The 21,878-nt window shown below is 64.5% G+C and carries 26 protein-coding genes and 1 tRNA gene; 9 read left to right on the top strand and 18 right to left on the bottom strand.

Features of this window, described 5'->3' with window-relative positions; all coding sequences use genetic code 11:
- Nucleotides 1–21 precede the first annotated feature (21 nt).
- Together P0652_RS12620 and P0652_RS12615 are read right to left on the bottom strand one after the other, a co-directional pair.
- Nucleotides 22–360 carry a P-II family nitrogen regulator gene (locus P0652_RS12620; RefSeq protein ID WP_284179188.1) on the bottom strand — a complete coding sequence of 113 codons (339 nt, stop codon included), beginning with the start codon at nucleotides 358–360 and terminating at the stop codon, nucleotides 22–24.
- 314 nt (nucleotides 361–674) lie between these two features.
- Complete coding sequence (locus tag P0652_RS12615; protein WP_284179187.1) at nucleotides 675–1,547, bottom strand: acyl-CoA thioesterase; 873 nt, start codon at nucleotides 1,545–1,547, stop codon at nucleotides 675–677.
- Nucleotides 1,548–1,695: 148 nt separating this feature from the next.
- Here P0652_RS12615 and P0652_RS12610 point away from each other — a divergent pair, with 148 nt between their 5' ends.
- Complete coding sequence (locus P0652_RS12610) at nucleotides 1,696–2,928, top strand: FAD-dependent monooxygenase (RefSeq protein ID WP_284179186.1); 1,233 nt, start codon at nucleotides 1,696–1,698, stop codon at nucleotides 2,926–2,928.
- A gap of 6 nt (nucleotides 2,929–2,934) precedes the next feature.
- Here the strand turns inward: P0652_RS12610 and P0652_RS12605 are convergent, their stop codons facing one another.
- From P0652_RS12605 to P0652_RS12590, 4 genes are all read right to left on the bottom strand, one after another.
- Nucleotides 2,935–3,144, bottom strand: coding sequence for a Trm112 family protein (locus tag P0652_RS12605; protein WP_284179185.1), 210 nt, complete (start codon nucleotides 3,142–3,144; stop codon nucleotides 2,935–2,937).
- 43 nt (nucleotides 3,145–3,187) lie between these two features.
- Complete coding sequence (locus P0652_RS12600; protein ID WP_284179184.1) at nucleotides 3,188–3,859, bottom strand: LON peptidase substrate-binding domain-containing protein; 672 nt, start codon at nucleotides 3,857–3,859, stop codon at nucleotides 3,188–3,190.
- Between the two features lie 13 nt (nucleotides 3,860–3,872).
- Nucleotides 3,873–4,751, bottom strand: coding sequence for a thioredoxin (gene trxA, locus P0652_RS12595; protein WP_284179183.1), 879 nt, complete (start codon nucleotides 4,749–4,751; stop codon nucleotides 3,873–3,875).
- 79 nt (nucleotides 4,752–4,830) lie between these two features.
- On the bottom strand, nucleotides 4,831–5,367 hold the full coding sequence (locus P0652_RS12590; protein WP_284179182.1) for a prolyl-tRNA synthetase associated domain-containing protein: 537 nt from the start codon (nucleotides 5,365–5,367) through the stop codon (nucleotides 4,831–4,833).
- 100 nt (nucleotides 5,368–5,467) lie between these two features.
- Between P0652_RS12590 and P0652_RS12585 the strand changes: the two genes are divergently transcribed.
- Nucleotides 5,468–5,542, top strand: a tRNA-Gly gene (locus tag P0652_RS12585).
- Between the two features lie 39 nt (nucleotides 5,543–5,581).
- On the opposite strand, the gene P0652_RS12580 is transcribed toward P0652_RS12585, so the two are convergent.
- The gene (locus tag P0652_RS12580) at nucleotides 5,582–6,304 is read right to left on the bottom strand and encodes a fused DSP-PTPase phosphatase/NAD kinase-like protein (protein WP_284179181.1); all 723 of its coding nucleotides are present in this window, start codon (nucleotides 6,302–6,304) and stop codon (nucleotides 5,582–5,584) included.
- Between the two features lie 118 nt (nucleotides 6,305–6,422).
- Between P0652_RS12580 and ppa the strand changes: the two genes are divergently transcribed.
- Nucleotides 6,423–6,953 carry an inorganic diphosphatase gene (gene ppa / locus P0652_RS12575; protein ID WP_284179180.1) on the top strand — a complete coding sequence of 177 codons (531 nt, stop codon included), beginning with the start codon at nucleotides 6,423–6,425 and terminating at the stop codon, nucleotides 6,951–6,953.
- Nucleotides 6,954–6,962: 9 nt separating this feature from the next.
- On the opposite strand, the gene mtgA is transcribed toward ppa, so the two are convergent.
- Together mtgA and P0652_RS12565 are read right to left on the bottom strand one after the other, a co-directional pair.
- Nucleotides 6,963–7,628 (bottom strand): monofunctional biosynthetic peptidoglycan transglycosylase, encoded by a 666-nt coding sequence (gene mtgA, locus P0652_RS12570; protein WP_284179179.1) that lies wholly within the window; start codon nucleotides 7,626–7,628, stop codon nucleotides 6,963–6,965.
- 55 nt (nucleotides 7,629–7,683) lie between these two features.
- On the bottom strand, nucleotides 7,684–8,571 hold the full coding sequence (locus tag P0652_RS12565) for an HpcH/HpaI aldolase/citrate lyase family protein (protein ID WP_284179178.1): 888 nt from the start codon (nucleotides 8,569–8,571) through the stop codon (nucleotides 7,684–7,686).
- Between the two features lie 54 nt (nucleotides 8,572–8,625).
- Here P0652_RS12565 and P0652_RS12560 point away from each other — a divergent pair, with 54 nt between their 5' ends.
- From P0652_RS12560 to P0652_RS12545, 4 genes are all read left to right on the top strand, one after another.
- Entirely contained in the window at nucleotides 8,626–9,348 is a 723-nt protein-coding gene (locus P0652_RS12560) for a DUF429 domain-containing protein (protein ID WP_284179177.1), read from the top strand.
- A 36-nt stretch (nucleotides 9,349–9,384) separates the two neighbouring features.
- Nucleotides 9,385–10,368: a sodium-dependent bicarbonate transport family permease gene (locus P0652_RS12555; protein ID WP_284179176.1), complete on the top strand. Its 984-nt coding sequence runs from the start codon at nucleotides 9,385–9,387 to the stop codon at nucleotides 10,366–10,368.
- Nucleotides 10,368–10,679: a P-II family nitrogen regulator gene (locus P0652_RS12550; protein WP_284179175.1), complete on the top strand. Its 312-nt coding sequence runs from the start codon at nucleotides 10,368–10,370 to the stop codon at nucleotides 10,677–10,679. The genes P0652_RS12555 and P0652_RS12550 overlap by 1 nt, the downstream gene beginning before the upstream one ends.
- Nucleotides 10,680–10,783: 104 nt before the next feature.
- On the top strand, nucleotides 10,784–11,422 hold the full coding sequence (locus P0652_RS12545) for a carbonic anhydrase (protein WP_284179174.1): 639 nt from the start codon (nucleotides 10,784–10,786) through the stop codon (nucleotides 11,420–11,422).
- Between the two features lie 6 nt (nucleotides 11,423–11,428).
- On the opposite strand, the gene P0652_RS12540 is transcribed toward P0652_RS12545, so the two are convergent.
- Complete coding sequence (locus tag P0652_RS12540; RefSeq protein WP_284179173.1) at nucleotides 11,429–12,373, bottom strand: 2-hydroxyacid dehydrogenase; 945 nt, start codon at nucleotides 12,371–12,373, stop codon at nucleotides 11,429–11,431.
- Between the two features lie 163 nt (nucleotides 12,374–12,536).
- On the opposite strand from P0652_RS12540, the gene P0652_RS12535 reads away from it, so the two are divergent.
- On the top strand, nucleotides 12,537–13,730 hold the full coding sequence (locus P0652_RS12535) for an O-succinylhomoserine sulfhydrylase (RefSeq protein ID WP_284179172.1): 1,194 nt from the start codon (nucleotides 12,537–12,539) through the stop codon (nucleotides 13,728–13,730).
- Between the two features lie 13 nt (nucleotides 13,731–13,743).
- Here the strand turns inward: P0652_RS12535 and P0652_RS12530 are convergent, their stop codons facing one another.
- Genes P0652_RS12530 through P0652_RS12510 form a run of 5 tightly spaced genes read right to left on the bottom strand, consistent with a single transcriptional unit; the run spans nucleotide 13,744 to nucleotide 17,063 of the window.
- Nucleotides 13,744–14,589 carry a sulfurtransferase gene (locus tag P0652_RS12530; RefSeq protein ID WP_284179171.1) on the bottom strand — a complete coding sequence of 282 codons (846 nt, stop codon included), beginning with the start codon at nucleotides 14,587–14,589 and terminating at the stop codon, nucleotides 13,744–13,746.
- The gene (locus P0652_RS12525) at nucleotides 14,586–15,005 is read right to left on the bottom strand and encodes an OsmC family protein (RefSeq protein ID WP_284179170.1); all 420 of its coding nucleotides are present in this window, start codon (nucleotides 15,003–15,005) and stop codon (nucleotides 14,586–14,588) included. The genes P0652_RS12530 and P0652_RS12525 overlap by 4 nt, the downstream gene beginning before the upstream one ends.
- A 42-nt stretch (nucleotides 15,006–15,047) precedes the next feature.
- Nucleotides 15,048–15,578, bottom strand: coding sequence for a 2,4'-dihydroxyacetophenone dioxygenase family protein (locus tag P0652_RS12520; protein WP_284179169.1), 531 nt, complete (start codon nucleotides 15,576–15,578; stop codon nucleotides 15,048–15,050).
- Between the two features lie 17 nt (nucleotides 15,579–15,595).
- Nucleotides 15,596–16,309 carry an SDR family NAD(P)-dependent oxidoreductase gene (locus P0652_RS12515; RefSeq protein WP_284179168.1) on the bottom strand — a complete coding sequence of 238 codons (714 nt, stop codon included), beginning with the start codon at nucleotides 16,307–16,309 and terminating at the stop codon, nucleotides 15,596–15,598.
- 1 nt (nucleotide 16,310) lies between these two features.
- Nucleotides 16,311–17,063 (bottom strand): SDR family NAD(P)-dependent oxidoreductase, encoded by a 753-nt coding sequence (locus P0652_RS12510; RefSeq protein WP_284179167.1) that lies wholly within the window; start codon nucleotides 17,061–17,063, stop codon nucleotides 16,311–16,313.
- A gap of 215 nt (nucleotides 17,064–17,278) precedes the next feature.
- On the opposite strand from P0652_RS12510, the gene P0652_RS12505 reads away from it, so the two are divergent.
- Nucleotides 17,279–18,784: a vWA domain-containing protein gene (locus P0652_RS12505; protein WP_349774986.1), complete on the top strand. Its 1,506-nt coding sequence runs from the start codon at nucleotides 17,279–17,281 to the stop codon at nucleotides 18,782–18,784.
- 72 nt (nucleotides 18,785–18,856) lie between these two features.
- On the opposite strand, the gene hmgA is transcribed toward P0652_RS12505, so the two are convergent.
- The 3 genes from hmgA to rplS all read right to left on the bottom strand — a co-directional run bounded on the left by hmgA (nucleotide 18,857) and on the right by rplS (nucleotide 21,790).
- On the bottom strand, nucleotides 18,857–20,191 hold the full coding sequence (gene hmgA / locus P0652_RS12500; protein ID WP_284179539.1) for a homogentisate 1,2-dioxygenase: 1,335 nt from the start codon (nucleotides 20,189–20,191) through the stop codon (nucleotides 18,857–18,859).
- Between the two features lie 165 nt (nucleotides 20,192–20,356).
- The gene (locus P0652_RS12495) at nucleotides 20,357–21,259 is read right to left on the bottom strand and encodes a dienelactone hydrolase family protein (RefSeq protein WP_284179165.1); all 903 of its coding nucleotides are present in this window, start codon (nucleotides 21,257–21,259) and stop codon (nucleotides 20,357–20,359) included.
- 150 nt (nucleotides 21,260–21,409) lie between these two features.
- Nucleotides 21,410–21,790: a 50S ribosomal protein L19 gene (gene rplS / locus P0652_RS12490; protein WP_284179164.1), complete on the bottom strand. Its 381-nt coding sequence runs from the start codon at nucleotides 21,788–21,790 to the stop codon at nucleotides 21,410–21,412.
- Nucleotides 21,791–21,878 lie beyond the last annotated feature (88 nt).

The following is a 21,878-nucleotide window of genomic DNA, read 5'->3' as shown; positions in this document are numbered from 1 at the left end:
ACCTTTTCTCTGGATACGGGATCAGAGCGCTTCGCCGTCGCGCTCGCCGGTACGGATGCGCAGGGCGCGTTCGACCGGCTGGACGAAGATCTTGCCATCGCCGATCTGGCCGGTTCGGGCCGACTGGGTGATGGCTTCGATCACCTTGTCCGCCAGAGCCGTGTCGATCGCGACTTCGAGTTTGATCTTCGGAAGAAAGCTCACGGCATATTCCGCGCCGCGATAGATCTCCGTATGGCCTTTCTGGCGGCCATAGCCCTTAACTTCCGTAACGGTCATCCCGTGCACGCCCAAGGATGTAAGCGCATCACGCACTTCCTCGAGCTTGAACGGCTTGATGATGGCGGTGACGAGCTTCATGCCTCTCTCCTTGCCGGGGTTTCGCCTCAACTGCCGCTGTTTCACGCCCCCAAAGTTCCCCAGGGAAGCCAGCGATCAAGTGTGTAACAAGTGGCGTGCCAGAATCAGGGGCATGAAGGCTGTTTGCGTGATTCCGCATGAATTCCGGGTGCGATGCGGCAGAATCAGGCGCCCCGGGCGGGGTATGGACCGTCAAAACGAGGGCACAACGCCACTCTTTCAGGCGGAATGATCAAGAAGAGATCAAATTTAACGCATGCTGCCTAAAATATAGGCGCAAAAGCTTGCGTCGCACGCATTCAAGCCGGGCGCGTTCAGTCCGGCCCCGGCCCGGACTTGCGAAGCCGCATCAGCCCTTCCTGCATGACCGAGGCGACAAGCCGGCCATCCCGCGTGTAGATCAGCCCACGGCCCAGTCCGCGCGACGCGCCTGACCAGGGGCTGTCTTGTGCATAGAGCAGCCAGTCATCCGCGCGGAACCGGTCATGGAACCAGATCGCGTGATCGAGGCTGGCTGCCTGGATCTCCGGATCGATGACGCTGCGCCCATGCGCAACCGCAGCGCCGTCGAGCAAGGTCATGTCAGAGGCATAGGCGAGAATGGTGGAATGGAGGTCGTCACCGTCCGGCAGCATGCCGGATGCCCGGAACCAGACATTCTGGTAGGGCGGGCCCGGGTTGCGCAAAAAATAGGCGTCCGGGCTCGTGGGACGCAATTCGATGGCCCGCTGGCTCTTCCAGTAGCGCTGGCGGATCTCGGTGAGATGCGGCACGAAGCGCGCCCGGATCTCCTCCTCGTCGGGGAGCGATTCGGGGGGCGGCACATCCGGCATCGGCATGGCGTGGTGCAGGCCGTCCTCCGGACTCTGGAACGAGGCCATCATCGCGAAGATCGATTCGCCGTTCTGGATCGCACGAACCCGGCGCGTGGTGAAGCTGCGCCCGTCGCGGATCCGGTCGACCTCGTAGAGGATCGGGCGGGTCGGATCGCCACCCAGCATGAAATAGCCGTGCAGCGAATGGACCGGCCGGTTCTCGACCGAACGCATGGCAGCCACGAGCGACTGGGCGATGACCTGGCCGCCGAAGACACGGTACCGGCTCGAATCCGGCGAAACGCCCCGCCAGAGATTGGTATCGAGCTGCTCGAGATCCAGGATGTGAAGGAGGGTTGCGATCGGGGACATCGGCCTCGCCGGTTCTCGGGTTGCGCTTCGTTCGGGCGCGAACGTGGCCGGCCCCTTGCGGTGCGTCAAGCCTTGCGCGGCCGATCCCCACATCCGGCTTTTCCCGGATCGCCTCCACGCCTATACAAGCACTCGATGAGGAGGCTGCATGTCTGATCCAATCATCGTCTATGGCGCAGGCCCGGCTGGCTCTTCGCTGGTCCTTGCCCTGCTCGGGGCGGGCATCCCGGCCTCGCGGCTCGCCTGGCTTGTCGAGTCCGGGCCGGACCAGGCTCGCCGGACGGCGCCGGAAGCCCGCTACATCGCGCTGCATGCCGGCTCTCGCAGCCTGCTCGAACAGCTCGGCGTTTGGCCCGTGCTGGCCCCCCTGACCTTCCCCATGGAGACCATCCGGATCACCGATTCAGCGCTGGAGGAAGCAATCCGGCCTGACCTTCTCGGCTTCAGCCCGGCAAGTCCCGATGCGCCCCTCGCTCATCTTGTGCCGCTCGACCGACTGGCCGCGACCCTCGCCGAGGCCTGTGCAGCTGCCGGATGCACGCCACAGCCTGTCGCGTTGCGGGGCCTCGACCAGAAGGCAGGACAGGTCCGTCTGACACTTCGCCATGGCGATGGCCGTGAAAGCCAGCAGGACGGCGCGCTCGTCGTGGCTGCCGATGGCGCTCGCTCGCGCCTCCGGATGCTTGCCGGGATTCCGGTCCATGGCTGGCCCTATGACCAGATTGCCATCGTCGCCACGATCCGGCATTCGCTGGATCACGAGGGCGAGGGCCTTCAGCATTTCCTGCCGGCGGGTCCTTTCGCCATGCTGCCGCTGGATGCGGGTCGCTCCTCGATTGTCTGGTCCGAGCGGGCGGCGGACGCGGAGCGGATCCTGCGCGGCGGGGAACGGGCCATCCTCGAGGGGATCCGGCAGCGAGCCGCCGGGCGCCGGGGCGAGATCACCGCGCTCGAGGCGTTCACCTCCCATCCGCTCCAGCTCCGTCTGGCCCGGCGCTTCCATGCGGGGCGGGTGGTTCTGGCTGCCGATGCCGCGCATGTCGTCCATCCGCTGGCGGGGCAGGGGCTCAATCTCGGTCTGGCGGATGTCGCGGTACTGGCGGAGCAGATCGTGGATCGGATGCGGCTCGGGCTTGATCCGGGCGCGCCGGACATGCTGGAGGCCTATCAGTCCGCTCGACGCCCGCCGGCCGTTGCCATGGCCATGACCACGGAGAGCCTCAACCGGCTGTTCTCGCGGGAATCCGGGCTGCTTCGCCTTGTCCGCGATGTCGGCGTCGGGCTGGTCGAACGCTGGCCGGGCCTCAAGGACCGGCTGGTCGAGAACGCGGCCGGGACGGCGCAGGGCGCGCCACGGCTCATGCGCGGCGAGGCGCTCTGACGGCGTTCAGTCGTCGAGGCGCCGCGCTTCCTCGGGCAGCATGATCGGGATGCCATCACGGATCGGATAGGCCAGCCGGGCCGGCCGGCTGACCAGTTCCTGATGGACGGCATCATAGTCGAGCGTCGACTTGGTGACCGGGCAGACCAGCAATTCAAGCAGCTTGGGGTCGATCCCGCGCTCGGTGGAACCGGGTGTCAGATTGGTATTGGTCATGGGAAGGGCAGCCTGTCTTTCGGGTTCGTCAGCCATGGGGCACCTATTGCATGCGGGTTCCGCCGTCGCCGGCGTCACGGACCAGATCCATCTCGGTCAGCGCCACCAGCATGTCCGCCCGGGATTCGAGATCCGGCGCTTCCAGCAGGGCCTGTTTCTCCGCAACGCCGAAAGGTGCCATCATCGACAGGGCGTTGACCAGCGCCTCGTTCGGGGCCGCATGGATGTTGTCCCAGTCGATTTCCAGCCTGTTGGCTTCCGAAAACCGGCGCAATGCGTCGATAACCGCCTGGCGGCGGACCCGCTCCTCGCCTCGGCGCGCCTCAAGATCGGCCTCGAAAGCGCGGAAATCGGCGCGGACCTGCCGGAACAGGGTATCAGCCGGGATTTCCTCGACCAGCCGGAACCGGCAGATCCCGGTCAGCTGGACCAGGTAGCGGCCGTCGCCGGTTTCCGCGAACTGCGTAATCCGCCCGGCGCATCCCACCTGATAGAGTGACGGGAGGCCGATCTGCGCTGCCTGCGAGGCATCGGGCTGGATCATGCCGATCAGCCGGTCAGCGCGCAGGGCCGCATCGATCATGGCGAGGTAGCGCGGTTCGAAGATGTTGAGCGGCATCTGCCCGCGCGGCAGCAGCAAGGCACCCGGGAGCGGAAAGACCGGGAGCGTTCCCGGCAATTCGCCTGCATCGAGATATGCGACATTGCTGGCCATGCCCGGACCCGCCTCAGGAGAACAACGTGGCCGAGAGCATGCGGCGCCCGGCCAGCGTTGCCTCGTCCATCGGGCCCCAGGCCTCGAAGAACTGGATGAGCTGTTTCCGGGCACCATCGTCGTTCCAGTTCCTGTCCTTGCGCAGGATAGCGATGAGGTGCTCCGCGGCTTCCAGCCGGCGGTTCTTGGCATTCAGCGCCAAAGCAAGGTCGAACCGCGCCTGATGATCGGCCGGGTTGGCCTCGACCTGCCGGACGAGATTCGCAATATCGCCGAGCGATTCGACCTGCCGTGCGAGATCGAGTGCGGCGCGCGCGCCGGCAATCGAGGCATGGGAAGCCTGCGCCGGCGGAACGGCAGCGAGAATGCGGTCGGCCTGATCGAGATTGCCGGCGAGGACCTGCGCGCGGGCGAGGCCGCCGAGGGCATCGGCATTCTCGGATTCCTCTGCAAGGATCCGGGCGAAACATTCGGCTGCGCCGGCTGCATCGCCATCCTCCAGAAGGGCATTGCCCTCGGCGACCAGCGTGGCGATATCGGCGCCGAGCGGTCCGACAAGGCGCTCGATGAAGCCGCGGATCTGGCTTTCGGGCAGGTTGCCGACAAAACCGTCGACCGGCTGGCCACGGGAGAAGGCGAAAACCGCCGGGATGGATTGCACGCCGAGCTGGCCGGCAATCTCGGGATACTGGTCGATATTCATCTTGACCAGCTTCACCTTGCCCTTGGCGGCCTTGATCACCTTCTCGATGGCGGGGCCCAGCTGCTTGCAGGGGCCGCACCAGGGCGCCCAGAAATCAACAAGGACCGGCTGTTTCACGGATTCCTGCAGGACATCCTGCCGGAAGGTCGCGGTTGTCGTGTCCTTGATCAGATCGGCTGCTTCGCTCATCAGCCCGGTTCCTTCTGCTGTCCGTCTTGTTCCTGCTTACATGGGGCCTTGGCCGGGTCCACGCAACTGCCTTGCACCGTCAGGCCGGCGGTTCCGCGATTTCCCGGTAAGGAAGCGAGCGCACCGTAATCGCGTGGCCCGTCGCCTCGACATAGCGGCGCAGATCGGTTCCGGTGATCGAGGTCGTCATCGTGTTGACCAGGGGATGGACGTTGATGACCGGCACTTCCGCCAGCCTTTCCTCGAGGATGAAGTGCACCCGGCCCGACCGGTCATTGACCAGCGCGAGCGGGCTGACCGAGCCCGGCAGGATGCCGAGCGCATCGAGCAGCTGCTCGGCGCTGGCAAAGGAAACGCGGCCTTTCGCGCCGATGACCTTGTCGATCTGCTTGAGATCGAGCGGGGAGGATTCTTCGGCCGTCACGAGGAAGAGATTGCTGCCCTTGTCCTTGAGGAAAAGGTTCTTGGTATGCGCGCCGGCAATCTCGCCGCGCAGGGCGCGCGATTCCTCGACCGTGTGCAGCGGCGGGTGCTCGACCGTAGAGGCGCGGATACCGAGTTCCGCCAGCAAGGCGAGCGCGGCATTGGTTGCGGGCGGGGCGGGGGAATCCGTCATGGGGGAAAATCTTTCGTCACCGAACTAGAAATTCGGGCTTGTCAGCTCGAACAAGTTGGGGCATAGAGCCGTCCTCCGGCGATTTCAACCGGACACGGATGCGGGTGTAGCTCAGGGGTAGAGCACAACCTTGCCAAGGTTGGGGTCAAGGGTTCGAATCCCTTTACCCGCTCCAGTTTCCCGGCCCCAGGAAACACAGTCCTTCCCGGACCAGTCACTCCCGACGCAACAGGGTATCGGCCACCAGGCTGTGAAGCCGTTTGGGCCTGAAGCTCTTCTGCAGCTGCTCCGGATCGTAATCCTCGCGGACCCAGTCCATGAAGGCCTTGCCACGCTTCTCGCCGTTCTCGGCATAATCCTCGAGGAATGCATCGAGGATGCCGGTCTTGGCATAGCGGAAATGGCCCTTCAGCAGCGACAATTCGCGCCGGGCCTTGCTGACTTTCGCGCCCTCGACCACCAGCAGATACAGCGCCGCGAACAGCCCGGCGCGATCCGCGCCTGATTTGCAATGGGCCAGAACCGGATAGTCGAGGCTGGCGAAGAAGGCCGGGAGGCCAAGCAGGGATTCGCGATCCGGCGCCTCGCGGGAGCGCAGCACGAAATCGACGATAGTGATGCCATGGCGCTCGGCTGCATCACGCTCGAGCTGCCAGGCCCCGTGTGAACGGCCACCCCGCAGGTTCACGATGGTCTTCAGCCCTTCCTCCGCCATCCGCGCGATATCGCGCGGGGAAGGCTGTGCCGAGCGCAGCAGGTTCCGCCCGACGCGATGCCGGTTGAGATGGACAATCCGGAGGATGCCGTGATCGACAAAAAGCAGGTCGAGCCAGGCGCGGAGCCGCTCGCGCGCCGAGCCGATCGGCCGGTTCCAGCGGGCCTCACGCTTGAGGCGACGCCATTCATAATACTCGTCGGAATGAACCGGCTTGGGCATGGTGGCGGGCTTAGCATCCCTTCCGCCAGTGTCAAACCAGGCGTCTTGGTCTTCCGGCGATATTGTGCATCGCAAACATTACGATTAGAGCGTCAGGAAAGAACAGGAGTTTGTCCCCATGCGCCTTGATGCCATCGCCATCGGCAAGAACCCGCCTTACGACATCAATGTGGTCGTCGAAGTTCCTATCGGCGGGGAGCCGATCAAGTACGAGATGGACAAGGAAGCCGGCACGCTGGTTGTCGACCGGTTCCTCTACACCCCGATGCGCTATCCCGGGAATTATGGCTTCGTGCCGCATACGCTGTCCGAGGACGGTGATCCGATCGACGTGCTGATCGCCAATACCCGGCCGATCATTCCCGGTGCTGTCATCAATGTGAAGCCGATCGGCGTGCTTCGCATGGAAGATGATGGCGGCGGTGACGAGAAGATCATCGCGGTTCCCTCGCCCAAGCTGACGCAGCGCTATGCCAAGGTGGAGAACTACTCCGACCTCCCGGAAATCACCTGGAAGCAGATCGAGCATTTCTTCCTGCACTACAAGGATCTCGAACCCGGCAAGTGGGTGAAGCTGCTTGGCTGGGGTGATGCCGCCGAAGCCCGGCGCTTCATCGTCGAGGCGATCGAGCGGGCGCGCCTCGCCTGAGGAAGCTCCCTAGCCGCGTGGCAGAACGCAACCGGCGAGGTCTCCGACCGCGAGGCTCCTCGCCGAGACCCGCCGCGCGGACGCGGAGTCTCTTCGTGGGTCCCGCCGGCGTGGATCCGGCAGGATCGAGACGAGCCGGGCCGATTCCGTCGGCGTGAGCCGCAAGGCCGGCTTACCGAAATGGTGGCGGGCCGCGGCTTCGATGCCGAAAACGCCTTCCCCCCATTCCGCAATGTTGAGATAGACTTCCATCACGCGGGCCTTGCCCCAGGCGAGATCGACCAGAAGCGCCAGCGGAATCTCGAGCCCCTTCCGGATGTAGGAGCGGCCGGGCCAGAGATAGACATTCTTGACGACCTGCATCGTGATCGTCGAGGCACCGCGCGAGGGACCGTCCGGATCCTCCAGGACTTCCGCCAGCGCACCGAAATCCACGCCGTGATGCAGGCAGAAGCGCTGGTCCTCCGAGGCGATGGCCGAGCGGATCACTGATGGCGCGATGGCCTCCAGCGGCACCCATTGTCGCGTGACAGGCATCTGCCCCAGCCAGCGGCCGAGCATCAATGTCGAAGGAATCGGCAGGAAGCGACCGAGCAGCAGGCTCAGCGCAATCAGGGCGATGAGCCCGATCATGATGCGCGTCATGATCCGGCGCAGGCGGTGGAGCCGCTTCATCCTGCCATTCTAGGCACAAGCGGTCAGGCCGACCACCCTGTATCTGTCCGCAGCCTCACTCGGCGAGGGCGAGGACCTGCTTTGCCACGCGGTAATGGAGATCCTCGACCATCCGGCCGTTGACGACGAGCACCGCGCGCCCGACATTCTCCGGGTTCTCGAAGGCCTTCACGATGGCTTCTGCCTCCGCGCGTTCGGCTTCGGTGGGCGAGAAGGCCCGGTTGGCGATATCGATCTGCGAGGGATGGACCAGCGTCTTGCCGTCGAAGCCGAGGGCGCGGCCCTGATGGCACTCGCTCTCGAAGGCGGCCTTGTCCTCGATCCGGCCGAAAACGCCATCGAGGACAACCAGATCCTGCGCCCGCGCGGCCAGAACCGTCGAGGACAGAGCCTGCAATAGCGGCAACCGTGACGGAGAGGGTGGCAGCCGCATCTCCTTTCCAAGGTCATTCGTTCCCATGACGAGCGCTTCGAGCCGGCCATGGCTTTCGTCCTGCGGTGTTACGATATCGCGCAGATTGAGGATGGCCTGCGGGGTTTCGATCATCAGCCAGAGCCGGAGCGAGGCCGGGGCGAAATGGTGATCGAGCAGGCCTTCCGCGCGGGCGACATCGGCACCGGTCCGGATCTTGGGGAACAGCACCGCATCCGCGCCGGCCGCGGCGATCTCGGCGAGATCATCGGCCAGCCATTCGTGGGTCTGTTCCCCTTCCGGCAGGCCATTCACCCGCACGATCACGGTTCTCGGCGCAAGGATGCGGCTTTCCAGCGCGGCACGCGCGCGGCGCCGGGCTTCGGCCTTGGCGTCAGGCGCCACGGCGTCCTCGAGGTCGAGGATGATGGCATCGGCCGGGAGGGTCGCCGCCTTCGCAATGGCGCGCTCGTTGATGGCAGGCACATAGAGGACCGAACGAAACTTCCGGGGCGGGGGGTTTTCGATCATGAGGCACCTGCCAATATCGATGCGGAACCTTGGGATTAACGCGGGAGGGCGAGCTTGCCAACCGGAAGCGACTGGATCGCCGGGATTGATGGCTGCCCGTCCGGCTGGATGGTGGTGATCGGTCGGGTTTCCGGGCCCATGACACTCCGCCATGTCGTCCTGCCCCGGCTGGCGGATCTTGAAGGCATCGCACCCCGACTGGCGGCCGTCGCCATCGACATGCCGATCGGGCTGCCGGACCGGATCGAGGGTTCCGGGCGAAAGGCGGAGCGGGCTGTCCGGCCGTTGCTCGGTGCCCGGCAATCCAGTGTCTTCTCCATCCCGGCCCGGGCGGCGGTGAAGGCGGAGGATTACCGGCAGGCCTGTGACGCGGCTTTCGCCTCCTCCAATCCGCCGCGCAAGATCGCGAAACAGGCCTTCAACCTCTTCCCCAAGATCCGCGAGCTGGATCGGTGGCTGCGCGACCCCCGGCACCCCGGCTTTCCCGTGGTCGAAACCCATCCCGAGCTGGTTTTCCGCCGGTTGAAGGGCCGCCCGCTCGAGCATCCGAAGAAGACCGCCGAGGGCAAGCGGGAACGCTGTACGCTGCTAGCTGCTGCCGGGATTCCTTCCGAAGCCCTCGATGCCGCGCCACCCAGAGGCGCCGGAACAGATGACCTGCTGGACGCATTTGCCTGCCTGCTAACGGCCCAGCGCGTGGCTTCGGGCCTCGCCCGGGCCCATCCCGACCCGTTCGACCGCGACCGGTTTGGCTTGCCCATGGCGATCTTCGCGTGATTGACGGCACAGACCTCGTCCGGCAAAGGGTGCGGCATGTCCGGACTTGATCTCGCGCTTGCCAATCTCACCTCGCCGATGGTGCTGTTCTTCGTGCTGGGTTTTGCCGCGGCGCTGGCCCGGAGCGACCTCTCCGTGCCCGAGGCCATCGCCAAGGCGCTGGCGCTCTATCTAATGCTGGCCATCGGTTTCAAGGGCGGTGTCGAGATTAACAGGACCGGCATTGACAGCCGCATGCTCGGAGCGATCGGAGCCGGCGCGCTGCTCTCTGCCGCCATACCGCTCGTCGGGTACGGCCTGCTTCGTCTCACGACACGCCTTTCGGCTGTTGATGCGGCCGCCGTGGCAGCGCATTACGGCTCGATCTCGATCGTCACCTTTGTGGCCGGCACGGAAGCCGTGCGCCTCGCCGGCTGGCCCTTCGAGGGCTATCTCGTCGCGGTCGCCGCGATCATGGAAACCCCTGCCATCATGGTGGCGCTGCTGCTGGCCCGGCGCGCTGCGCCGGATCGGCGGGGCGAGCCCGTCGGTGCGCTGCTGCGCGAGATCGGCCTCAACGGCTCGATCGTCATGCTGATCGGCTCCTTCATCATCGGCGCCATCACCGGGCCGAAGGGCCTCGCGATGATCGATCCCTTCATCGGCGCGCCGTTCCGGGGCATTCTCTGCCTCTTCCTGCTGGATATGGGGCTGGTTGCCGGGCGGGGGCTGCGCGAGGGCGGAAAACTGCTTTCGCTCCCGGTGATCGCCTTCGGTCTTTACATGCCCCTGATTTCTGCCGCGCTTGCAGCCGGCTTCTGCCTCGTCCTTCCGCTCTCGCCCGGGGGCGCTGCCTTGCTGATCACGCTTTCGGCCTCGGCCTCCTATATCGCCGTGCCGGCCGCGATGCGCCTCGCCTTGCCCGAGGCGCGGCCGGCGATCTACCTCACATTGTCGCTGGCGGTGACGTTCCCGTTCAACCTGACGATCGGCCTGCCCCTCTATCTCTTCCTCGCCGCACGTGTTTCCGGAGGCGCCTGATGGATATGCATCCCAAGAAGCGGATCGAGATCATTGTCGAGGCGCCGGCCATCCACCGGCTGACGGCCGCGCTCGAGACGGCGGGCGTGACCGGCTATTCTATCCTGCCCGTCCTGGCGGGGCGCGGCAGCACCGGCAGCTGGACGCGTGACGGGCTGGTCGGCGGTGCTGGCCAGATGGTCATGCTGATCTGCATCACCGATGCCGGCCGGGTGGAGGCCATCCTTGCCGATGTGATGCGACTGCTGTCGCGGCAGATCGGAATTGTCACGGTCGGGGATGTCGCGGTCGTGCGCGGCGAGCGCTTCTAGAACGCGGCGATTCATCGGAAAAGCGGGGAATTCGACCGATATTCTCTGGCTGCATTGCAGCAAATTCTGCTTGCGGAAACGCGGGAACCCGCCATAACGGCGCCATGAGCGCGCCTCTTCCCACCACGCCGTTCCCGCAGCGCCTGCTGGACGGCTATGCCGCCTTCAAGAGCGGGCGGCTGCCGCAGGAGCGTGAACGCCTGTTCGACATGGCGGAAAACGGGCAGAAGCCCGAGATCATGATCATCGCCTGTTGCGACAGCCGGGTTTCCCCGGAGGTGATCTTCGATGCGCGGCCGGGCGAGGTTTTCGTTGTCCGCAACGTGGCCAATCTCGTGCCGCCCTATTCGCCGGATGGCGAGCTGCATGGGACCTCGGCTGCACTGGAATTCGCGGTGCAGGCTCTCCGGGTGAAACATATCGTCGTGATGGGCCATGGCCGTTGCGGCGGCGTCCATGCCTATGTGCGGCGTACGCGCAATCCGGACAGCGAGGATGCGCTGTCGCCGGGCGACTTCATCGGCAAGTGGATGACGCTGATCTCGCCGGCGGCGGAATCGCTTCCAGCCCAGGTTGAGGAAAGCGACCATGATTATGCCGAAAGGCTGGCCGTGGCCTCGATCCGAAACTCGGTCGAGAACCTGCTCACCTTTCCTTGCGTGAACATCCTCCACGGACGGGGCAAGCTGCACCTGCATGGCGCGATGTTCGACGTGAAGACCGGCCTTTTGCGAACGCTCTGACCCTGTTCAGTAGCCGGACTGGCGGTCAACCTCGTTCGGCAGGGTCTCGCCCCGTTCGAAGCGGGCGATATCAGCGAGAATGCCGCCCACCAGCCCTTCCGGCGTTGAATCCGCCGCGACATGCGGCGTGATCACGATCTTCGGATGCGTCCAGAGCGGGCTTGTCGCCGGCAGCGGCTCGGTTTCGAAGACATCGAGGCTGGCTCCGGCGAGCAGGCCGGATTCAAGCGCAGCGAGGATATCCGCTTCCACCTGAAGCAGGCCGCGGCCGGCATTGATCAATACCGGCCCGCCGAGAACGCCATCCCGGGCGAGGCGCTCGAACAGCGTGCGATCCAGAATTCCGCGCGTTTCCGGTGTCAGCGGAAGCAGGACGACAAGCATGTCCGTCCGGGCGAGGAAGGCGGGCAGGGCGTCCTTCCCGACAAAGACCGGGCAATCGGCCTCCGGCTGGGGCCGCCGCGCCCAGACCGCAACATCGAAGCCGAGGCGTTGCAGGACCTCGGCGGAATCCCGGCCGAGTACGCCATATCCCATCAGGCCGACGCGGACTTCGCGCGCGGCGGGCTGGGCCAGCTGGCGCCATTCGCGGCGGGCCTGCTGGGCCTGATAGGCCGGCATCTGACGGAGATGGAACAGGGCCTGCAGCACGACCCACTCCGTCATCCGGACGGTCAGATCCGGGTTGACGATGCGGATGATCGGCACATCCGGCAATGTCGTGTCCGCCAGCAGCGCATCGACGCCGGCGCCGAGATTGAAGATGGCGCGCAGGTTCGGCAGGCTGGCCAGAAGGCCGGGCCGGGGCTTCCAGACGGCGGCATAGTGGATGGAGGCCGGGTCGAATTCCTGCCCGACGGACATCACGGCACGCCGGCCTTCGCCGTGCTTTTCGAAGGCCTGGATCCAGGGCGCAGGGTCCCAGCCCTCGGCGGCAAAAAGGATCGTCATCGCTCACCTCATGTTTGAAGCGTGATAGGGGCTTCCGGGGGTCGAGGGCAACCGGCCCGGCCGGGTACTCCCACAATAATCCGACAAACAGGACGTTCGTTCGTCTTTACGAACGATTTGGGCTGGGTTATGGGTCGGCATCCTGCCGTCCCGGAGACCCGCCATGGCCGATCCGCATTCCACCCCGAAGCGCCATTTCGAAACGGAACTCGTGCACGGGGGCACCCTGCGCTCCCAGTTCGCCGAGACCTCCGAGGCTTTGTTCCTGACGCAGGGGCATGTCTACGAGAGCGCGGAGCAATGCGAGAAGCGCTTCATCGGCGAGGATCCCGGCTATATCTATGCCCGGTTCTCGAACCCCACCGTGGCGATGTTCGAAAAGCGCATGGCGCTGCTGGAAGGCGCGGAGGCCGCGCGGGCCACGGCCACAGGGATGGCGGCGGTCACGGCGGCGCTGATGGGTCTCCTCCGGGCGGGGGACCATATCGTTGCCGCGCGGGCGCTGTTCGGATCCTGCCGCTATGTGGTGGAAGAGCACCTGCCGCGCTACGGGATCGAATCCACCTTGATCGACGGCACCGACCTTGCGGCCTGGCGCGCGGCGATCCGGCCGAACACGAAGGTGTTCTTCCTTGAAAGCCCGGCCAACCCGACGCTCGAGGTCATCGACATCGAGGCCGTGGCGGCGATCGCGAAATCGGCCGGCGCCAAGCTTGTCGTCGATAATGTCTTCGCCACGCCAGTCTGGCAGAAGCCGCTGGCGCTCGGGGCGGATTGTGTCACCTATTCCGCGACCAAGCATATTGACGGGCAGGGCCGCTGCCTCGGCGGTGTGATCCTCGCTTCCGAGGAGTTCATCAACACGCATATCCATACCCTGTTGCGCCAGACCGGGCCGGCCATGTCGCCGTTCAATGCCTGGGTGCTGCTGAAGGGCCTCGAGACCCTTTCCCTGCGGGTCGAGCGCCAGACCCGCAGTGCCAGCCTGCTGGCGGATTGGCTGGCCGACCAGAAGAAGGTCACGCGGCTGATTTTCCCCGGCCGCAAGGACCATCCGCAGGCCGAGATCATCGCCCGGCAGATGGGCGGGCCTTCGACACTGATCGCGCTGGAGGTCGAGGGCGGCAAGGCGGCGGCCTTCCGGTTCCTCAACGCGCTGCGGATCTTCCGGATCTCGAACAATCTCGGCGATGCCAAGAGCCTTGCTGTCCATCCGGCAACGACCACGCATCAGCGTTTTACCCCGGATGTCCGCGCCTCGATGGGCGTAGGTGATGGGCTGGTGAGGCTTTCGGTCGGGCTGGAACATCCGGATGACCTGAAGGCCGATCTCGCCGAAGCGCTCCGCGTTGCCTGACGGCGCGGCGGCCTCAGGCCGTCGCGACCGGGCGCGCGGGATCCTGTGTCCATTCGGTCATGGAGCCATCATAGAGCCGCGCCGTTTCGCCGAGGATCTCGCTCAGGACGAACCAGTTCAGCGCTGCGGTGTGCCCGGTATTGCAATAATGGATGACCGGCTGGCCGTGGATCTCCGCGAAGGCGGCGTCCAGCGCAGCACGCGGCAGCAGGCGGCCGGTCCCGGGATCAAACAGGCTCGTATAGTCGCGCGAGCGGGCGCCGGGAATATGGCCGGCAATCCGGGCTTCGGGGGCCTTCTCGCGGCCGGCAAAATAAGAAGCATTCCGGGCATCGACCAGCGGTGAGCCCTGATCCAGCGCCTCGATCACGTCCTCTGCCAGCGCACGCAGGCCCGGCTTCCAGCGGATCGGATAGGGTGCACATGCCTTGATTGTGGCGCCGGGCCCGCTCTCGACCGGCTTTCCCGCAGCCTGCCAGCCTCTCGTGCCTCCGTCGAGAATGGCTACACCCGCATGGCCGGCCAGCCGCAGCGTCCAGCAGGCGCGGGCCGCGGCTGCGAAGTCGTTGGCGCTGGCCCCGAGCGGGATCAGGATAATCTGGCTCCCGGGGGCGATTCCGAGCGCCCCGAACAACCGGGCGAGATGATCCGCCTCCGGCAGCAGACCGGGCACCTGCCCCACCCGCTGGCGCCAGCCATCGGCAGCATAATCGGAGAAGACAGCACCCGGGATATGCGCTTCCTCGAAGGCGGCGCGGCCGCCATCGGCCGGAAGCCGGATATCGAGCAGCACCGTCTCCGGCTTGCCTGCAAGGGCTTCCAGCGCCTCTGCCGAGACAAGGCCTGACAGGCCGGTCATTCCGAGGCCTCGACATGGAATTCGTGGGTGATCTTCGCGGTCTTCCCCAGCATGATCGAGGCGGAGCAGTATTTCTCCTTCGAGAGCGAGATGGCCCGCTCGACCTTGGCCGGCGAGAGGTTCCGGCCCTTCACGCGGTAGACCAGATGCAGCGTGGTGAAGACCTTCGGGTCCTCGTCGGCGCGGCTGGCGCTGACCTCGACCACGCAATCCGCAACGTCCTCCCGGCCTTTCCGCAGGATATTGACCACATCGAAGGCGGTGCAGCCGGCCATGCCAACCAGCAGCAGTTCCATCGGCCGGAAGCCGAGGTTGCGGCCCCCGTATTCGGGCGCACCGTCCATGATGACACCGTGACCGGACCCGGCTTCGCCGAGGAAGGCCATGCCTTCGATGAGTTTTGCCCGTGCCTTCATGCCAACCCTGCCTTCCTGTTCCTGATAATCACGCCGGCCGCTTCAGCGGATGAACTGGTCGACATAGCCTTCGCCAAGCCCGTTGGCTGCGTAATGCTTGCGGCATTTGTCGATCCGCGTGAAGACGTCGTCATAACCGGTGCACTTGCCGTCCGGATCACAGTAGATCATCGCGCCGTTGACCTGGAACATCGTGATCATCTCCTCGACATGCGGATCAACGACCAGCGTGTGCGTCTCGCCGGGCGCCTCGTAGACATAGGAACCCTCGGTTGCAACCCAGTCATGCTCAAGATAGCGCCATTGACCCTTGAGCACATAGCCATGCACCGGCTGCGGGTGCCGATGGCGCGAGAGGACGCCGGCACGGCGCACGCGCAGCAGGTTCATCCAATAGCCGCGGCTGGCCGACATGCAGAGCGGGCGGAACCAGACATTGTCATCCACCGGCACCCAGATCCGTTCGTCCTGCGGGATGACGTTCGGCACGACGAGTTCAGGCGGGCTCTCCTTCGGCATCGGGTGACGGTAGGGCTGCCACTTTTCGGAATCGAGCGGGACGGGGGCTGTCATGGCGGGTCCTCAAGGGGTCAAAGGGTGAGATAGCCGCCATCAACCGGCAGAATCGTGCCGGTGATGAAGCGGGCGGATTCGGAGGCGAGGAAGACGACCGCGCCGGCCACATCATCCGGCTTCCCCCATCTCTTCATGGGGGTCCGATCCAGGATCGGCGCGGAGCGGGCAGGGTCTTCCACGAGCGGGCGCGTCAGCTCCGTGTCGATCCAACCCGGCGCGACGGCATTGACGCGGATTCCCTCCGGTGCCCAGGCGGCCGCGAGGCTCTTGGTCAGCTGGCCGACGCCGCCCTTCGAGGCGGAATAGCCCGGGACGAAGGGCGAGCCCTGGAAGGTCAGCATCGAGGCCGTGTTGATGATCGAGCCGGCGTTCCGGGCAAGAAGCGGCCTTGCGGCCAGGCAACAGCGCATCGTGCCGACGAGGTTCACCTCCAGCGTGAGCCGGAAGGCCTCGATTTCGAATTCCCGGCCGCCGCGCTGGATCGTGCCGGCGCAATTGACCAGCAGGTCCAGCCGGTCGAGGCCGGAAAAGACTGTAGCGACCGAGCCATCGGCGGTGACATCCATCATCATGGCCTTGATGGCGGGGTCCGGCGCGAAGGCAGCGCATTCCGCTTCGGTGAGGCCGGTCGCTAGGACCGAATATCCCGCCGCCGCCAGGGCGCGGGCAATGCCCTCGCCGATGCCGCGCGTGCCCCCCGTGACGACGGCAACCGGTAGGACCGCCACCTCAATAGGTCCCGCGGCCACCGGAAATGTCGAAAACCGCACCCGTCGAGAAGGCACAATCCTCCGAGGCCAGCCAGCAGGCCATGGCGGCGATCTCGTCGACCTGCACGAAGCGGCCCATCGGGATCTTCGAGAGCATGAACTGGATGAATTCAGGCTTCATCTGGTCGAAGATCGCGGTTTTCGCTGCAGCCGGGGTGATACAGTTCACCAGGATGTTCGATGTGGCCAGCTCCTTGCCGAGGGATTTCGTCAGCGCGATCAGGCCGGCCTTGGAAGCCGAGTAATGCGAGGCGTTGGGGTTGCCCTCCTTGCCGGCGATCGAGGCAATGTTGACGATCCGGCCATAGCCGCCCTTCAGCATTTCCGGCACGATGGCCCGGCAGACAAGATAGGGCGCTACGAGATTGACCTCGATGACCTGCCGCCAGACGGCCGGTTCAAGCTCCCAGAGGCGGGCATTGCCGCCGGTAATGCCGGCATTGTTCACGGCAATGTCGATCCGGCCATGGCGCGACAGGACATTGGCTGTCGCCGCCGCCACGGAGGTCTCGTCCGTCAGTTGCACGAGATCGGCCGTGACCGGCCCCAGCGGAGCCAGAGACCCCGCTGCATCGCCGAGGGCAGCCTCGTCCATATCCCACAACACAGCCACGCCGCCCGAGCGCAGCACGCGTTCGGCAATGGCATAGCCGATGCCACGCGCACCACCGGTGATGATCGCCACGCGATCCCGAAGATCCAACTGGTTCATTTCACTCCCACGAAAGGCTCTGGCGCGATGATTGCGTCTTGTCCGGCAAGGATAGCCTCAGCCCGCCCGGGGAAACAATCGGGAATTGGCCTTCCCGTGCCTCTGCGCGCTCCAGGGCTGGTGCTGGCTCATGATTAATGAGGTCTTACCGCAAGCCCCTAAATATCTACCTGACATTTAAGCGAATTTTCGCGCGGCAATGTTAGATCTGGCAAATGTCGACGCCGCTTAAGGCGTTCGGTGAGGGGATGAGGTCCTGCATGTCCGGTCTGTTGAAGCTGTTTCGTGCGTTCCGGCGCGACACGAGTGGAAATTTCGTCAGCCTTTTCGCCCTCGGTGCCGTATCCGTTATCGGGGTGACCGGGCTGGCCGTTGATTATTCCCGGGCCGTGCAGATGCGCGCGTCCATCTTCGCCGCTGCGGATTCCGCCGCCCTGGCCGCTGCCCGCACCATGGGCACGGCGTCCGAGCGCGAGAAGGTGGCCAAGGATGTGTTCGCAGCCAATACGATCAAGCTCACCGATGCCTTCGCACTGACCATGTCTCCCGAGAACATCACCAAGGATGGCGCCAATTATGGCTATCGCGTCCGGGCGAGCGGTTCGGTCAAGACGTTCTTTGGCGGCATTTTCGGCCTTGAACAGGTCAGCATGGATGTGCTGGCAGAGGCGATCAGCACCATCTCGTCGAAGACCGAGATCGCGCTTGTCCTCGATACGACCGGCTCGATGAGCGGCTGGAAGATGGACACGCTGAAGAAGGCGGCCGGAGACATGGTCGAGACTCTCAGCAAGCTGTCGGCCAAGCCAGACCAGCTGAAATTCTCGGTGGTTCCTTTCGCCGAATACGTCAATGTCGGCCTTGCGAACCGGAACAAGTCCTGGATGAACGTGCCGGCTGATTATCAGGATCCGCCTCAAAAGAACTGCTGGAAGCAAAAGCCGGTGATCGGCGAGAAGAATTGCACGCAGGTCTGGGTTCCCCCGAAACCGGGTAAGCCGCCGGGTACGTGTTACAATGATGGCGTCCCATATTCCTGTGGGGGCTCGCAGCCCAAGGCCGGGCATTACAAGCAGGTTTGCGAAAAGATCTACGGGCCGGAAGAGGAAAAGTGCAATACGTCTCAGGGTGCCTGGCACAAATGGCACGGCTGCGTCGGCTCGCGTAACCATCCCCTCGACACGCAGGATGGCAGCTATGGCAACAAGATTCCCGGCCTCATGGATACCTGGTGCAGCGACCCTTTGCTGGAGCTGTCCTCCGACTTTTCCAAGGTCAAGAATACGGTCAAGAATCTCAGCCCCAGCGGCAACACCTACATCCCGGCTGGCCTGATCTGGGGCTGGCGGACCTTGTCTGCGCAGGAACCCTTTTCGGCTGCAACAAGCACGCCGACCGAGCAGGTGCGCAAGTTCCTGGTGCTCATGACCGACGGTATGAACACAAAGTCGCCGACCTATCCCCAGCATTGGGGCAGTGACACCGCCAAGTCGAACGATCTCGTCAATAAAATTTGCGCAAACATCGCAGCAGACAAAACCAGCGAGATTCAGATTTATACAGTCGCCTTTGATGTGTCTGACGCAACAATCAAGACACTTCTCAAGGACTGCGCCATCAATACGAAGGGACAGTTCTTCGATGCGAAGGATAAGGACCAGTTTTTGGCGGCCTTCTCGAAAATCAGCGATATCATCGCCGAGTTGCGCCTGAGCAAGTAAGGCGCATTGGCTTAAATGCAGAAAGGCCGGGGTGACCCGGCCTTTTTCATGTTCACGCGCCAGCCGATGCCGTTACCAGTTCGGCTCCTTACGCGTCGGGTCGAAATGGCGCTCGAGCCCGGCCCAGCAATCGAGATATTCGGTATCGATGGCCTGGAGTGTCGAGGCATAGGCCGTCAGCCGCTGGGGCAGCCGGGTTTCCAGCATGAAGGCCATGGTGCCGGCGAGCTTGACCGGGACCATCGGCTCGTTCGAGGCCTTCCCGAAAGCCGGCGCATCCGGCCCGTGCGGCAGCATCATGTTGTGAAGGCTCATCCCCCCCGGCACGAAACCCTTCGGCTTGGCGTCATAGACGCCGTAGATCAGCCCCATGAACTCGCTCATGATGTTGCGGTGATACCAGGGCGGGCGGAAGGTGTTCTCGGCCACCATCCAGCGCTCGGGGAAGATCACAAAATCGATATTCGCCGTGCCTGCCTCGCCGGAGGGCGAGGTGAGCACCGTGAAGATCGAGGGATCGGGATGGTCGAACTGGATCGCGCCGACCGGCGAGAAATGCCGGAGATCATATTTGTAAGGATAGTAATTGCCGTGCCAGGCAACCACGTCGAGCGGTGACTGTCCGATATCGGTCACGAACATCTCGCCGCACCATTTCACATAAAGCTGGGCGGGGCCGACCTTGTCTTCGTAGGCGGCAACTGGCGTCTTGAAATCGCGGGCATTGGCGAGGCAGTTCGCCCCGATCGGGCCCCGTTCCGGCAGAGTAAAGGCACCGCCGTAATTCTCGCAGACATAGGCCCGGGCCGGGCCATCGACCAGTTCGCAGCGAAAGATTACGCCGCGCGGGATCACGCAGATTTCGCCGGGCTCGATCTCGATGATCCCGAATTCGGTGCAGAAGCGCAGCCGGCCCTCCTGCGCAACGACCATCAACTCGCCATCGGCGTTGAAGAAATACTCGTCCGTCATCGACTGTGTCACGAGGGCGATATGGGCCGCCATGCCGCTTTGCCCCTCCGCATCCCCTGCCGTAGTGATTGTGTGCAGGCCGGTGCGGAAATTCAGGCCTTCCGCGGGCAGCGCGATCGGCATCCAGCGCATCTGGCCGATCGGCAGCGCTGATTCCTCGCGATTCGGCGCGCTCCGGAGCATGCCGAGGCCGGCCTTGCGGTAGCGCCCCTGATGCTTCACGCCGGGCTGGATCCGGTAGAGCCAGGAGCGCTCGTTGGTCGAGCGCGGTGCCGTGAAGGGCGAACCGGAAAGCTGCTCGGCATAGAGTCCGTAATTGCATTTCTGGGGCGAGTTGCGGCCCAGTGGCAGGGCATCGGGCAGCGCCTCCGTCTCGAAGGAATTGCCGAAACCCGTCATGTAGCGAAGTCCGCTCCGGGCCTCTTCCCGGATCATGGCTCCGGCCCGTGCTTGCGCATGGATGTTCATGGATCTGCCTTCCTGCGATCATTTCCCCGCAAGCAAGCCGGACATGGCGATTCCCGCCCTTCGGCCACCTGCCAGTGCAAGAATGCCGGGCTTCGGGCGGATTGGCAAGAAATTTGTTGCAAGCGCAACTAATCAGCCGGTCGGTGCCGGCGCACCGAGATGGCGGGCCAGGAAGGCCAGGCTGCGTTCCCAGGCCAGCTTCGCCGCCGCAGCATCATAGCGCGCGGCGTTGGTATCGTTGTTGAAAGCGTGGTCGACGCCGTCATACAGGTGAAGCTCGAAGCTCTTGCCCGCCGCTTCAAGCGCCGCACGGTAGGCGGGAATGCCGGCATTGATGCGCTCGTCCTTGCCCGCATAGTGGAGTTGCAGCGCGCCCCGGATGCCGGCCACCCGCTCGGCCGGGATCTGACGGCCGTAATAGCTGACGCCGGCTGCCAAAGCCGGCTCTATGGCGAGAACCGCATTGACCATGCCGCCGCCCCAGCAGAAACCCATCGCTCCGACCTTGCCGGTGGAAAGCGGATGCGAGCCGAGGAAACGCACTGCCGCCGCGATCCGGCGGGCGGCGGTCTCGGCATTGAGCTGGCCGATCATCTCACGCGCCTTGTCCTCGTCAGCCGGTGTTCCGCCTTCGGGGGAGAGCGCATCGATCCCAAGGGTAAGATAGCCCGCCAGCGCGCCGCGCCGGGTCATGTCGCGGATATGCGGGTTCAGGCCGCGATTCTCGTGGATCATCACCATCGCCGGTCGCCGGGCGCGGTCCTTCGGGCCGACGAGATAGCCGGTCAGCCCGGCATCGGAACCGGGAATGGCGACCTTTTCCTCGGCCACAAGGCGCGGATCATCCGGCCGCACTGTTTCCGCGCGGGCATAATCGTTCTGGAGCAGAGGCAGCAAAGCCGTCGCCGCCGCAACCGAGCCGGCCAGGCCCGTCAGACGCTCGAAGAAGGCGCGGCGATCCATTGCGCCATGCGTGAAGCGGTCATACAGGCGAATGACATCGTCAGACAGTTTCGGCGTGTTCGGATCGGACATGGCGGTTCTCCCCGGCCCCCGGCGTTGTTCCCCGGGACGATGCGAGCATGTCACATCCGATCCGGGAGTCGAGACGGGCGCTTCATCAACCCTTCGTGAGGCCAAGCGGGTGCAAGAAAAAAGCGGCCCGGAGGCCGCCTTTTGTGAACGTCAGTTGGCCGGGGTTTCTTTCCGGTCCGTGCGCTCGGCGATACGCGCCGACTTGCCGCGGCGATCGCGCAGGTAATAGAGCTTTGCCCGGCGGACCTTGCCGCGGCGGACCAGCTTGATCGAATCGATGTTCGGCGAATAGAGCGGAAACACGCGCTCGACGCCTTCGCCATACGAGATCTTGCGGACGGTGAAGCTCTCGTTGAGGCCGCCGCCATTTCGGGCGATGCACACGCCTTCATAGGCCTGCACGCGGCTGCGTTCGCCTTCCTTGACCTTCACGTTCACGATGACCGTGTCGCCCGGGGCGAAATCCGGGATCTTCTTCTCGCCGAGAACGCGCTCGGCTTCTTCTTTTTCAAGCGTAGCAATGATGTCCATGGGACCAAACCTTTTCCGTTTCGCCTTATCCTGGCGGGCGTTTCGGGACGCTGTTGTGAGTTGAGTTGCGGGCGGTACACGATCCCGC

This window comes from Rhabdaerophilum sp. SD176 (assembly GCF_030143245.1).
Classification (GTDB): domain Bacteria; phylum Pseudomonadota; class Alphaproteobacteria; order Rhizobiales; family Beijerinckiaceae; genus Rhabdaerophilum.
Note: the sequence above shows the minus strand (reverse complement) of the source record. Positions and strands in the feature narration are given on the sequence as shown.